The sequence below is a fragment of the Pseudoalteromonas sp. HF66 genome (assembly GCF_011806445.1).
Lineage (GTDB): Bacteria > Pseudomonadota > Gammaproteobacteria > Enterobacterales > Alteromonadaceae > Pseudoalteromonas > Pseudoalteromonas apostichopi.
On record NZ_JAATOU010000013.1, the window covers coordinates 67,526 to 80,096 of the forward strand.

A 12,571-nucleotide genomic window follows, 5' to 3' on the forward strand; every position below is an offset into this window, starting at 1 on the left:
TATGCATCCTTTTTTAGAAAAAGTGCAACAATTAAAACCGCAGTTAAACTGGTCGCTGATTTTTGGTGTGAGCTTTTTTCTATTGGTGATTTTTGCATTAGTAAAAATCACCACAGGCGTCTCAGATTGGTTGGTAGAGAACAAAGACGCGCAAATAAAGCATTTATCAGTTTTAGGGCAGCCCCAATACACTGATGAAAAAGCAATTATTGGTGCAATAAGAAAAGCCGACTTATCGAGTTTTTTTGAATTAGACGTAAAACATGTGCAACGCTTAGTACAAAGCTTGCCTTGGGTTGCTACGGCATCGGTCAGAAAACAATGGCCTGATACCTTGCAGGTATATGTAGTAGAGCACCAAGCTGTAGCGCACTGGAATAGTGATTTACTGTTAAATCAAGCTGGTGAAGTGTTTCAAGCAAGTAGTGACAAATTACCCACTAGCTTGCCTCAACTATATGGCCCAGAAGGCAGTGAAATCGAAGCGTGGACAGCATTTCGTCAATTTCAAGAAATGCTCAAATTGAATAACTTAGAGCTGACCAGTTTAGCGCTTTCTGAGCGCTTTTCGTGGCAGTTATGGCTTGATAACGGCATTCGCCTGAACTTAGGCCGCAAAGAAAAAGCAAAGCGTGTACAGCGTTTTATTGACGTGTATCCGCGCATGGAACAACGTGCAGATGCACAGATCGATGTTGTTGATTTACGGTATGATACCGGCCTTGCAGTGAGCTGGAAGCCATTGCAAGAAGAACAATTAGAAAATAAGAGTAAGGCATGACCAAGTCAGCAGAAAGAAACCTAGTGATTGGATTAGACGTTGGCACATCGAAAGTTGTGGCCACCGTTGGTGAAATCACCGCAGATAACAAACTAAGCATTGTGGGTGTTGGCAGCCAAGTATCGCATGGTATGGATAAAGGCGGCGTTAACGACCTTAACCTTGTTTCTGAGTCGATTCGTCGCGCTATAGACGAAGCTGAGTTGATGGCTGATTGTCGTATCAGCTCTGTTTATTTAGGTATTTCTGGAAAACATATCCAGTGCCAAAACGAAAGCGGTGTCGTTGCGATTAACAACACTGAAGTGACTGACGAAGATATTGAAAATGTCATCCACATTGCTCGTTCGGTCCCTATTTCGGCAGAACGAAAAATGCTGCATGCACTGCCACAAGAGTACAGCATCGATATGCAAGAAGGGATTAAAAACCCATTAGGTATGAGCGGTGTACGTATGGAAGCTCGGGCGCATATCATTACTTGCTCAAACGATATGGCTAAGAATATCGAAAAATGTGTTGAGCGTTGTGGGCTTGAAGTTGATCAGTTGATCTTCACGGCATTGGCATCATGTTATTCAGTATTAACCGACGATGAAAAAGAGCTCGGTGTAGCTGTTCTAGATATTGGTGGTGGTACGATGGATATCACTATTTATATTAATGGTGCGCTTCGCCACTCAGCCGTTATTCCGGTAGCTGGTAACCAAGTGACTGGTGATATTGCAAAAATATTTAGAACTCCTATATCACATGCTGAGTCACTCAAAGTACAATATGCGTGTGCAAGTAGCCAAATGGCAAGCAACGAAGATACGATTGAAGTACCGAGTGTAGGTGGCAGACCTGCGCGTATTATGTCGCGCCATACCTTATCTGAGGTTGTTGAGCCACGTTTTAGAGAGTTATTTGAGCTGGCTATGGAAGAAATACGTCGCTCAGGTTTTGAAGACCAAATTGCTGCAGGTCTCGTCATTACTGGCGGAACAGCAAAAATGACTGGGGCAATGGAAGTGGCAGAAGACATTTTCCAAATGCCAGTCAGAATTGGCAAGCCGATCGGGATGGTTGGTTTGACAGATTATGTAGATGATCCTTCGTACGCGACCGCGGTTGGTTTGTTACAATACGGCCGTACTATGCAATCGATGAATGCACAAAAATCGAAAGCTGAAGGTGATAATAATTGGTGGAACCGTATTACTAAATGGTTCCAAGGTGAGTTTTAAAACTCAAGTCGGAGAGTAAACATGTTTGATATGATGGAACAGCACAGCGAAGAAGCTGTCATTAAAGTAATTGGCGTGGGCGGTGGCGGCGGTAACGCTGTTGAGCACATGGTAAAACAACAAATTGAAGGTGTACGTTTCATTGCTGCGAATACGGATGCACAAGCATTACGTAATTCATCAGCTGATGTAACTGTACAACTAGGTACGCAAATCACCTCTGGTTTGGGTGCGGGCGCTAACCCAGAAGTGGGCCGTAATTCAGCTGAAGAAGACGCTGAAACTATCCGTGCTAGCCTTGAAGGCGCTGACATGGTGTTCATCGCTGCAGGTATGGGTGGTGGTACCGGTACAGGTGCTGCGCCAGTGGTTGCTAAAATTGCTAAAGAGTTAGGTATTCTAACGGTTGCAGTTGTAACGCGCCCATTTGACTTCGAAGGTAAAAAGCGTGCTGCAGCTGCTGAACAAGGCATTAATGAATTGTCAGAAACTGTAGACTCACTTATTACAATTCCTAACAACAAATTGCTTAAAGTTTTAGGCAAAGGCACTACACTATTAGATGCCTTCGCAAAAGCGAATGATGTGTTATTTGGTGCGGTACAAGGTATTGCAGAGCTAATTACACGTTCTGGTCTAATCAACGTGGATTTCGCAGACGTACGTACTGTTATGTCAGCGATGGGGACTGCGATGATGGGTACAGCATCTGCGTCTGGTCCTGACCGTGCTCAAGAAGCTGCAGAAGCAGCTATCTCAAGCCCACTACTTGAAGATGTTGATTTAACAGGTGCTAAAGGTATCCTAGTTAATATCACCGCAGGTATGGATATTGCGATTGAAGAATTTGAAATTGTTGGTAACCACGTTAAAGCACTTGCGTCAGAAAACGCAACAGTGGTTGTAGGTGCGGTAATTGACCCTGAAATGAGCGACGAGTTACGTGTAACGGTTGTTGCAACAGGTTTAGGCGGCGACCGTCGTCCACAGTTTGGTATTGTTGATAATGGCTTTAAGAAAGCATCAGGTTCTGATGTACAAAGCTCAATGAACCAAACAACGAGCAGCATGTATGTACCAAGCTTTGCAAGTCAAGGTAGCAGCGATGATGTAAGCATGTCATCTGCGTCTGAAAAGCAAGAGCCAGTACAACAAAGTACAACGAGCAGCTCAGTATCTAGCAGCACTGAGAGCAGCAAAAAATCTGATAAGTCAGAAGGGGGAGATTATTTCGATATCCCTGCTTTTCTTAGAAAGCAAGCTGACTAAATAGACTTTTACTGGTTATTTTGTTCGATAAATAAACAAATTGGCAGCTGGATGTATTTATGATACAATTCGCCGTCTAACTGTAACTATAAGTGAGCGAACCTATGATTAAACAGCGTACGATTGCAGAAGTAGTCAAAGCCATAGGAATTGGACTTCATAAAGGTGAGAAGGTCACTATTACTCTCCGACCTGCGAGCGCAAATACTGGGATAGTATTTCGTCGCGTAGACCTTGATCCGGTTGTTGATTTTGAAACAACACCAGAAGCCGTTGGTGATACGCAATTGTGTACCTGTTTAACAAACAAAGATGGCGTTCGTTTATCTACGACTGAGCACCTTATTGCGGCGGTAGCGGCAATGGGTATTGATAATCTAATTGTTGAATTAGACAGCTCAGAAGTACCAATCATGGATGGTAGTGCATTACCATTCATCTATTTGTTACAAAAAGGCGGCATTAAAGAAGTAAATGCAGCTAAGCGCTTTATTCGTATTAAAGAAAAAGTACGTATTGAAGAAGGCGATAAATGGGCTGAGATCGAACCATACGATGGTTTCCACATCGATTTTGAAATTGCGTTTGATCACCCAGCAATCAATGAAAGCCGCCAACGTATCGGTTTAGATATCACGGCACAAAGCTTCACTGAAGAAATCAGCCGCGCACGTACTTTCGGCTTTATGAAAGATATCGAGTATATGCACGCTAACAACCTAGCATTAGGTGGTAGCATGGATAACGCAGTTGTATTGGATGAGTTTAAAGTACTAAATCCAAACGGCTTACGTTATAGCGATGAGTTTGTGAAACACAAGATCTTAGACTGTGTGGGCGATATGTTTATGACTGGCCACAACATTCTAGGTAAAATCACGGCTTATAAATCAGGCCATGATTTAAACAATAAACTACTTCGTAAAATTATGGCGACTGAGTCAGCATGGGAATGGGCAACATTCGATACCCCAGTAACGATGCCAGCACCAGGCCTAGAAGTAGCGACAGCTTAATCGCAAGCATATTACAGTTATAAAAAATGACGCTTTAAGCGTCATTTTTTTTGCCAATCATTTATCTAGAACTATAAGCCAAGAATCGCTTCAAGCTCGACCAACTGATTGATTTGATAGGTTGGTTTAATATCTTCTGGTAACTCAACCCCAGGATGTTGCAACCAGCAAGTGTCGATACCGACATTGTGTCCGCCTAAAATATCGCTGGCGGCGGTATCACCAACCATTAAAATCTGCTCTTTTGGCGGATTACCCATGAGTTGAAATGTATGTTGAAAAATTTCTGGGGCAGGCTTTGCTTTACCGACTAATTCTGAAATAACAAGCCAATCGAACATATCCTGTAGACCAGTGTGCTCTAGGCGTTTTTGTTGTAACTTAGCAAACCCATTGGTAATGATGCCTAGCTTGGCGTGTGGTTTTAATTTTGTTAGTAATTCAACGGCACCGGGTAGTGGCACACAAATAGAAGCCATAGCGTCTAAGAAGCCATCGTTAAGTGCTTTTGCTGGCACATCGAGTTTATTCGCCCATTCTGTAAAGCGAGTTATCTGCAGCTCACTAGCAGTAATTTCGTGCTTTTGATAAGCAACCCAAAGCGGCTTATTGGTTGCTTGGTAATGATGATAATCTGAATCAGTAAATTCTACGCCGTAATTAGCGAACATCACTTTTAAACCTTCAAATGCATTAAAGCTAAATAGCGTTTCATCGGCATCGAATAATACGTGGCTATACTTCATGGTTATCCTAATTACTGATTGAATAGAGTAGGGTGTAAAAATGGCGCCATTGCCAGTGTCAGCGCTTGTACATAAGTGCTTTCACGCGTAGCAAGGTGATTGGTTAGTAAGCCAATAGCGCCACCTTGTTGTTTAATATTAACGGTATTGAATGCATCATCCATGACATCACCTAGCTCTTTGCCAGCCAGCAAGGCATTGTAAAAAGGTTGCGGTAAAGGAAGGTTACTACTTCGACCAACGCTAAATTGCTGCTTGTTTGCAATCACTACAAAGGCAAAGGTTGCTGCGCCATAACTAAATTGTTCTGCGCCACCTTCCATTGCTGCATAAAAGTCGGCATCAAAGTGGTTTTGGCAATATTTAACACGATTTTCAGCGCCAATACGGGTTTCGTCTTCGCCTAGCGGCTGATCTGGAACACCAGAAGGCGCATGTTCGCCTAGGCATTCAATCGTATGGTTTGGGAAGTAAAGACTAAAGACATGTTTAGCTGCGTTAATTTTAACAGGGTTCTTTGAACCGACAATAACACGTAATGTTTGTTTCAAGCCGACGACTCCATTATTTTCGACAGAGTCAGCAGTGTACCCGAGTGAGTTAAATCGGCAAGTCAACCGGGGCTAAATTTTCAAGTGCGCGCTTTTTCAAAATAATATCTTTAATTAACGGCGTTAAAACGAGCTCCATTGCTAAGCCCATTTTGCCTCCAGGCACCACAAGCGTATTAATACGAGACATAAAACTGCCTTCAATCATGCTCAAGTAGTAGGGAAAATCCACGTCATCTATGCCGCGAAAGCGGATAACAACAAAGCTTTCATCTAAAGAAGGAATATCTTTTGCGCTGAATGGGTTTGAGGTATCAACGGTAGGCACTCGCTGGAAGTTAATATGAGTACGCGAAAACTGCGGAGTAATATGGTTTATGTAGTCGTCCATTGAACGCACAATAGAGCCCATTACCGCTTCACGAGAGTGGCCTCGTTCAGAGGTGTCGCGAATGAGCTTTTGGATCCACTCAAGGTTAATAATAGGCACCATGCCAATCAATAAATCAACATGCTTAGCAACATCATGATTCTCATCGACAGCACCACCATGTAAACCTTCATAGAATAAGATATCTGTATTTGATTCTAAATCTTGCCAAGGGGTAAAGGTGCCCGGTAGTTGGTTATAAGGAACCGCTTCGTCAAAGGTATGTAAGTAGCGTCTGATTTTACCTTGCCCGGTTTCGCCATATTGGTAAAAAAGCTCCTCAAGGGCGCCAAAATCGTTAGCTTCTCGGCCAAAATAGCTAATATGCTTGCCTTCTTGTTGTGCTTCACGGACTTTTTTATCCATCTCTGGACGCGTATAACGATGAAAGCTATCGCCTTCGATGAAGGCTGCATCAATGCTTAAGCTTCTAAAAATGTGCTTAATAGCATTGGTGGTTGTGGTAGTCCCCGCCCCAGATGAACCGGTAATAGCGATGATTGGGTGTTTAGCTGACATAATTATTCTCGTTATTGTTGATACCAGTCGGCTTAAATTGTTAACCATTCTAGCGTGTTAAATGGTCAGTTACTTAGCTCGATTGGTATTATCGTGCATAAAATCAATCAGTAGAAACTGATAAAAAACGAACACGTCCTAGTTATAAAGGTCGAGCATGGTAAGGTCAAGTGACTGGCGGATTAATTAACGCTATCATGGGCTGATAAAAATTAAAACGAGAGAACAACATGAAATTGATTTCGTCTTTACTTTTCGTCGCAGCAGGGACATTTTTTACCAGTCACTTACATGCAGCGATGCCTAAAAGCGAAATATTACTTGCCGAGTTAGACACCCCATATGGTATGCAGGTGTCGCGAGTAACAGATGATAAAGCTTATAATAATCAACCATTTTTAGTTGATACAGGGCTTTACTATACCCATGAGGTTGTTGACGAAAATGGCCAGTCACAAACCGATATTGCGTTTTATAACTTTACATCTAAGAGCAGCGTGAATATCACCAACACGCCTGTCAGTGAATACTCGCCTACGCTGATGCCAAATCAGCAAGCCTTGTCGGCAATCGTGGTCGAAGCAGATGGCAAGCAAAAGTTATGGCAGTATCCATTAGCAGAAGAATCTGTTGCTAGCCGAGTTTTTGAATGGATTGAGCCGGTTGGCTACCACGCTTGGGGCGCTGATGAAGACCTGATCATGTTCATCTTAGGTGAGCCGCATACGTTGCAATACACTCGTGTTGCAGCTGCTAAACCGCGTGTCATTGCCGGTGATATTGGCCGTACTTTAATTTTTGATGAACACACAAACAGTTATTTGTTTAGTTATAACAAAAACAACCAGCATTGGGTTGCACGCTTTGCGCCGCAAACTGAGGAAGTTAATGATTTATTTAGATTACCGGAGTCGGTGCAAGACTTTGCTTTAATTGACAAAGACACTGTAGCCTATGCGGTTAATAACCGAGTTCATAAGCGCAGTTTGACAGAGCCTGAAGTAGTATCACAGTGGCTCGATTTAAGACGCTTTTGTGAAGGTTCAATCTCGCGTTTAAATTACAAACAGAGCAAGCTGGCATTTGTATGTAATAAATGAGTAACGGTTTCAGCCTGATTGCTGTACTGTGGCTAAACTATCCACGTTATATGTAAGGAACGCCTTTGTCTTTTTCTGCCGAGCAAGTGAGTGTACAGCTGGTAAAAGCGGGCTGCCGCAGTAATTTTAAGATTAAGAATATTAACGAATTTATGCCAGCTAGCTCAAAAGAGGCATTTTATGTTCATGAGCAAAGTGGCCAAGCAAAAATCGTTATTAGACCTATTTTTGAAGTATTCAGTGCTGATTTCGAGTCAATAGAGGGCATTACGCGTATCAAAGACTACTTTCACAGTAGTGAAATGACCCGTTTTCCAACGCGCATTTATAAAAGTGCACAGCCCATTCATTATGGTATTGCATTTAAAGTCACCTCACCTGAAGCGGCTGAGCAATTTATAACTAAGTTAACTGCTATTTTAGCGCAATAAAAAAGGGCCACATTGTGGCCCTTTTCGTATTTGCTTTAATTAGCGTTTAAGGAAGCTATTCACCGAGTTTAGCTCACGGTTTTTTAGTGCAATACAATCATTGACGCTTTCTTCAAGCTTACTAAGAGAGCGAGCATAACCTGGTACTTCAGTGATTTTATCGTTGAAGAAGGTTTTAGTTTTCTCTAGGCTTTGCGCATCACAGCTTGCGGTTGTGAAGAATGGCAAGTTTGGTACGAAGAACGGAGGTAAGTTCTTAGTGATAGCATCGTAATTGTTGTAAATCCATTCAATAAACAGTGCTTCACGCTCTTTACCATAACCCAAACCACCTAATAACGTACGCATATCAGAGGCTGTTACGTTATCTGTTAAGCTGTACTCTAGAACCGCTTTTTGTAACTCAGGTTTACCAAAGTAACCCATCGCTGCCAGCATTTTAGTACGAACTTGAGGATCTTTGGTGGTTTTAAAGGTTTGCTTGTACTTTTCAAGTAACTTGGCATCACCATGGTAAGCCGCAAGGTTTAAGTAAGTTGATGCTAAATATGGGTCAACATTTTCAGGGTTGCTTAAGTACAACGCCGCTTGTGCTTTTGCGGTATCAATGACTTTTTGATCTTGGCCATCAAAACCTAAACGGGCAATAACTTGCGCACGTAATTGCGATACCGCAGCGTCTTCACCTACTTTTGCTGTTAAGCCATACTGCTTCGCCGCAGGTGCGATGCTGTTACGAATAAACTTAGGCCATAGGTCACGGTTGCTGTCGTCTTCGAATACGCGTTTTTGAGCAGCAAGATAACCTAATGCTGTATTTGCTACTAATGGGTGAGCATCACTGACAAAGGCTTCTAAGGTTTGCATTAAATGAGCCGCAGAGATAACACCCGCATCAAGTAATGAATCAACCGCAGAAAGCAGGGCTAAGCGTTCACGAACCGTTAGCTTGTCAGCAGCGTTATCTAATAGAGCATTAAACTGTGCGTCATTTAACACCCAACGGTAATAACCCATAGCCCCTTGATCTGGGTAAATCCACTCAGGTTCAAAGTCGAGAGTCAGTTGCTGTGTTTCTTTATTCAGCAGTACACTTGCGGTTTTAACTTTGTCGCCCGCACCATACTTAATAGAAACCGGAACATTCCAAAGCTGTGCAGGTGCATCAACGCCAGCATTTACAAAGCGGCTTTGGCTGATATTAATTTTCTTACCATCTTGCGTTACTTTAATAAGAGGGAAAGATGATTGTTCGATAAACGATTTCAGAACACTTGCTACATCTTTATTAGACGCTTCGCCTAATGCTTGCCAAAGATCGGCTGCTTCTGCATTTTTATAAGAGAATTTCTTCAAATAAGCACGAATACCCTGTTGGAATGCCTCTTCGCCTATCCAGTTTTCAACCATAGATAACACCGCGCTGCCTTTACTGTAAGCAAGGCCTAAGCCATCCATGATATCTGCTTCGGTTTTGATGGGCTTACGAATAGGCTTAGTACTTAAACGCGCGTCTAATGCCATTACATAATTTTGTGGTAAGTCTAAGTGTGATTCAAACTCTGGGTTGATTTGCGCAGTGATCTTCGCTGCCATCCAGCTTGCGAACGCTTCGTTTAACCATAAGTCATTCCACCATTTCATGGTAACTAGGTTACCGTACCATTGGTGCGCTAATTCATGGGCAATGATTGATACATTACGCTCTTTTTTACTGCGCGTTGCTGTTGCTAGATCTACCAGTAAAATGTCTTCACGGTAAGTAACTAGACCAGCATTTTCCATCGCGCCAAATGGGAATTCTGGCACTGCCACTGAGTCTAGTTTTTTGTAAACGTAAGGAATGCCAAAATAATCTTCCAGTGCTTTTAACACTCGAGGCATATTTTCTTTTGCGTAGTCAGCAAGATGAATTTTACCTTGTGGAGTCAGAACGCGGCCAGGAATTGGCATGCCTTTAATTTCGAGCTCTTCAAATGGGCCGACAGCCATTGCTACTAAGTAAGAAGGAATCGGTGGTGTTTTGTCGAAAAAGTGAGTTGTCATATCGCCATCAACTTTGGTTTTTAATACCGGTGTATTGGCATACACTTTTTGTGATGTTGGCGCAGTGATTGTTAGCTGAAATGGAATTTTATAACTTGGCTCATCAAAAACAGGGAATGCGCGACGAGCATCACTCATTTCAAATTGTGTGAAAAGATAAGGCGTACCTTGATCTAGAGTTTTATATAAACCAACACTTTGACGGTTGTAAGGTGCTGTAAAATCAACTTTTAATGTGTATTTACCAGGTTGAATTTTTTCATCACAAGAAAATTTAACTTTACCTGTTTTTAGCATTTCAGCGCTTAGGTCACAGTTTTCTGCACCTAAAATTTTTGCCATGCTAACGGCATAATCAATACCGTTTAATTCGATATAATTTGTCGCTTTTAGAACTTCTAGGGCAATTTCGGTATGACCAGAAAAATTGTCCTTTGCAGGATCAAGCGTAAGTGCTACTTGTTGTGAACTAGGCTTGGCAAGCTTTTCGATAACATATTCATTGGCATGGGCAGAGCTAACAGCAAGTGCAACACTCACCGTTAATAGGCTTTTTAAGAACATAAGTATCCCTGATTTTTTGTTGTTAGAAAGGCACCTGCTATGAGGGGCGAATCACCATGCTATCAGGTTTTAATTTGAACAGTAATAAATAGTTAGTAACAAAGTTTGTCAGCTAATTATGGCGGTCGATGAAACGTTGCCAATGCAGTTGTGGGTTTATTTGTCGCACATTTTGTAGCACGGTATTTAATAACTGCATATCAGTAAAGCGTTGCTCATTGTAATCTTTAAAACCAAGTAAGTAGTTAAAGGCGTCTTTACAGTTGGCTTGCAGTGCGTGAATGCGAACTTGTTGTTCAAAGTTAAGTCGTAAGCTACTAATCGCAGTTTTCATACCTTGTTGATCAACACTGGGAATAGCGCATTTTTGTAAATAACCAGCGCGTTCACCTTCACCAGAAAACCAAATACGCACTTTTTCGCTATAGCGACCTGATTTAGCAGGTAAATCAAACATCAGCCGTTGCTGGTTTTGTTCGCTTAAATAGCTTAAGTATTGGTTAAGTCCTGCATCGAGTAATGCATTGTGGATAGGCACATAGCGGGGCTTTATCTTGCCATGAGTATGAAAATCAAAGCAGCGGACACCATCTAGGGTGACAATATTATCAAGGGTTAAATGGCCAATTTCATCACTGTATGCACCGGTGTAGTAGGCAAATAAAGGAAGCCAAAAGTGCCAGTGCTTAGCTTGTTCACGCACCAAACGCTGATCACCGTAAATGTAACCATTATATAGGGTATGTAATTCCATAGCCGAAAAGGGCCTACGGCCAAGATGGGACTTCAACCTAATACCTTGATAATAAAGATGTGTCGAAGAGTATACCTGATAATCCAGCTTAACGACACTGCCACAAATACGGCCGTGTCGTTGTAAGCCTAAGGATTGGTATTAATCACAAAGCGCTTTAGCTAGACCAACCGGTTCGATTTCAACGCAAACTTGATCATCGTTCCAGTTTAAACCCACAAGTGCATCATCTTCGTTTAGGTCTTCAACCCATTCATCAAGAAACTCATCTAAGCCTATTTCAACAGGTGTGTAGTCTTGCCATTCATCTTTACATTGTGCTTTTGCAGCATCTTCAGTGCCCCAAAGTAGTAGCACGTCAGTGTCGCTAAATTGGTTTGATTCACAGACAACAAAACCACCATCTTCGGCACCCAGTGCCCACATAGATTCGTTCAAACGAACTTTTTCTACAAAGCTAACTAATTCTGATTCAATTTCGATATCGCTCATTTGCGTAACCCTTATCTTTATATTCGTGGATCTGTTTGTTGTACCGCCGCTTTATCGGCGAATTTATGATAAAAATCAACTAAGTTTTTTAGTTGGCTAAAATCAGTTAATTCACGGAAGCGGATCCAATCTAGCAAGCAGTATAAACTGATGTTGAGGTATTCACAGCTTTTAAATACTGGCTCTGATAAATGACTATTTAAATAGGCTAATGTTTCAACAATTCGTTCATTCTGTAAATTAAAAAATAGTTTGTCGCTGTTGGTATCAAACCCTGAACGCTGACAAAGTAAAATTTCTACCAGTGAATCATTGCAGGCATTGATAATGGTTAAATAGTTCTCTTGCTGCCAGCTAAGTAACGGCTGATCAGCTTTCTCGAGCAAGTAGCGAATAATTGAGTTGGAATCACATAAGGTAAAATCATGGTCGATTAATACAGGAATTTTTCTGGCAGGGTTGTGGGCAATCATGGTTTGTCTGTCTTGCTCAGAGAAAATATCCAAATTAATAAAATCAATAGGTAGGTTATTAAGTGCCGCCCAAATTCGAATACGGCGCACAAAAGGTGATGTGGTCGAGCCTAGTAATTGCATGATGGTATCCTTTGCAAAAAAAAGCCGCTGTGAAGCGGCTTTTTGAA

Annotated in this window: 13 protein-coding genes; 6 read left to right on the forward strand and 7 right to left on the reverse strand. The window is 41.9% G+C overall.

Annotated features, from left to right (window positions below; all coding sequences use genetic code 11):
• Position 1 precedes the first annotated feature (1 nt).
• The 4 genes from HCZ11_RS13605 (at position 2) to lpxC (ending at position 4,295) form a co-directional block, all read left to right on the forward strand.
• On the forward strand, positions 2-781 hold the full coding sequence (locus tag HCZ11_RS13605) for a cell division protein FtsQ/DivIB (RefSeq protein WP_167658664.1): 780 nt from the start codon (positions 2-4) through the stop codon (positions 779-781).
• Entirely contained in the window at positions 778-2,010 is a 1,233-nt protein-coding gene (ftsA, locus tag HCZ11_RS13610) for a cell division protein FtsA (protein ID WP_167658665.1), read from the forward strand. Before HCZ11_RS13605 ends, ftsA begins: the two co-directional genes overlap by 4 nt.
• A 21-nt stretch (positions 2,011-2,031) precedes the next feature.
• A complete protein-coding gene (gene ftsZ / locus HCZ11_RS13615) occupies positions 2,032-3,279 on the forward strand; it encodes a cell division protein FtsZ (protein WP_054561045.1) in 1,248 nt (415 codons plus the stop codon).
• Positions 3,280-3,383: 104 nt separating this feature from the next.
• Positions 3,384-4,295, forward strand: coding sequence for a UDP-3-O-acyl-N-acetylglucosamine deacetylase (gene lpxC, locus HCZ11_RS13620; protein WP_036971181.1), 912 nt, complete (start codon positions 3,384-3,386; stop codon positions 4,293-4,295).
• Between the two features lie 71 nt (positions 4,296-4,366).
• On the opposite strand, the gene yjjG is transcribed toward lpxC, so the two are convergent.
• Genes yjjG through HCZ11_RS13635 form a run of 3 tightly spaced genes read right to left on the reverse strand, consistent with a single transcriptional unit; the run spans position 4,367 to position 6,541 of the window.
• Entirely contained in the window at positions 4,367-5,041 is a 675-nt protein-coding gene (gene yjjG / locus HCZ11_RS13625) for a pyrimidine 5'-nucleotidase (RefSeq protein ID WP_167658666.1), read from the reverse strand.
• 11 nt (positions 5,042-5,052) lie between these two features.
• On the reverse strand, positions 5,053-5,592 hold the full coding sequence (gene yjjX, locus HCZ11_RS13630; RefSeq protein ID WP_167658667.1) for an inosine/xanthosine triphosphatase: 540 nt from the start codon (positions 5,590-5,592) through the stop codon (positions 5,053-5,055).
• A 49-nt stretch (positions 5,593-5,641) separates the two neighbouring features.
• On the reverse strand, positions 5,642-6,541 hold the full coding sequence (locus tag HCZ11_RS13635) for a phosphoribulokinase (RefSeq protein ID WP_054561042.1): 900 nt from the start codon (positions 6,539-6,541) through the stop codon (positions 5,642-5,644).
• Between the two features lie 230 nt (positions 6,542-6,771).
• On the opposite strand from HCZ11_RS13635, the gene HCZ11_RS13640 reads away from it, so the two are divergent.
• Positions 6,772-7,641, forward strand: coding sequence for a hypothetical protein (locus HCZ11_RS13640; protein ID WP_167658668.1), 870 nt, complete (start codon positions 6,772-6,774; stop codon positions 7,639-7,641).
• A 65-nt stretch (positions 7,642-7,706) separates the two neighbouring features.
• Positions 7,707-8,072: a hypothetical protein gene (locus HCZ11_RS13645; RefSeq protein ID WP_130050559.1), complete on the forward strand. Its 366-nt coding sequence runs from the start codon at positions 7,707-7,709 to the stop codon at positions 8,070-8,072.
• A 39-nt stretch (positions 8,073-8,111) separates the two neighbouring features.
• Here HCZ11_RS13645 and HCZ11_RS13650 read toward each other — a convergent pair whose 3' ends face one another.
• The 4 genes from HCZ11_RS13650 to HCZ11_RS13665 form a co-directional block, all read right to left on the reverse strand.
• Positions 8,112-10,682, reverse strand: a complete 2,571-nt coding sequence (locus tag HCZ11_RS13650) for a M1 family metallopeptidase (RefSeq protein ID WP_167658669.1) — start codon at positions 10,680-10,682, stop codon at positions 8,112-8,114.
• A gap of 112 nt (positions 10,683-10,794) precedes the next feature.
• On the reverse strand, positions 10,795-11,472 hold the full coding sequence (locus HCZ11_RS13655; protein ID WP_167658670.1) for a hypothetical protein: 678 nt from the start codon (positions 11,470-11,472) through the stop codon (positions 10,795-10,797).
• 105 nt (positions 11,473-11,577) lie between these two features.
• Positions 11,578-11,928 carry a DUF2750 domain-containing protein gene (locus HCZ11_RS13660; protein ID WP_054552718.1) on the reverse strand — a complete coding sequence of 117 codons (351 nt, stop codon included), beginning with the start codon at positions 11,926-11,928 and terminating at the stop codon, positions 11,578-11,580.
• A 17-nt stretch (positions 11,929-11,945) separates the two neighbouring features.
• Positions 11,946-12,524 carry a glutathione S-transferase family protein gene (locus HCZ11_RS13665; protein WP_130050562.1) on the reverse strand — a complete coding sequence of 193 codons (579 nt, stop codon included), beginning with the start codon at positions 12,522-12,524 and terminating at the stop codon, positions 11,946-11,948.
• Positions 12,525-12,571: the final 47 nt, after the last annotated feature.

What these genes read in the sequence shown, in the direction of transcription:
- lpxC (WP_036971181.1), top strand. Translation starts at nt 3,384, where the DNA reads ATGATTAAACAGCGTACGATTGCAGAAGTAGTCAAAGCCATAGGAATT.
- HCZ11_RS13635 (WP_054561042.1), bottom strand. Translation starts at nt 6,541, where the DNA reads ATGTCAGCTAAACACCCAATCATCGCTATTACCGGTTCATCTGGGGCG.
- yjjG (WP_167658666.1), bottom strand. Translation starts at nt 5,041, where the DNA reads ATGAAGTATAGCCACGTATTATTCGATGCCGATGAAACGCTATTTAGC.
- HCZ11_RS13640 (WP_167658668.1), top strand. Translation starts at nt 6,772, where the DNA reads ATGAAATTGATTTCGTCTTTACTTTTCGTCGCAGCAGGGACATTTTTT.
- HCZ11_RS13650 (WP_167658669.1), bottom strand. Translation starts at nt 10,682, where the DNA reads ATGTTCTTAAAAAGCCTATTAACGGTGAGTGTTGCACTTGCTGTTAGC.
- HCZ11_RS13665 (WP_130050562.1), bottom strand. Translation starts at nt 12,524, where the DNA reads ATGCAATTACTAGGCTCGACCACATCACCTTTTGTGCGCCGTATTCGA.
- HCZ11_RS13605 (WP_167658664.1), top strand. Translation starts at nt 2, where the DNA reads ATGCATCCTTTTTTAGAAAAAGTGCAACAATTAAAACCGCAGTTAAAC.
- ftsZ (WP_054561045.1), top strand. Translation starts at nt 2,032, where the DNA reads ATGTTTGATATGATGGAACAGCACAGCGAAGAAGCTGTCATTAAAGTA.
- HCZ11_RS13660 (WP_054552718.1), bottom strand. Translation starts at nt 11,928, where the DNA reads ATGAGCGATATCGAAATTGAATCAGAATTAGTTAGCTTTGTAGAAAAA.
- ftsA (WP_167658665.1), top strand. Translation starts at nt 778, where the DNA reads ATGACCAAGTCAGCAGAAAGAAACCTAGTGATTGGATTAGACGTTGGC.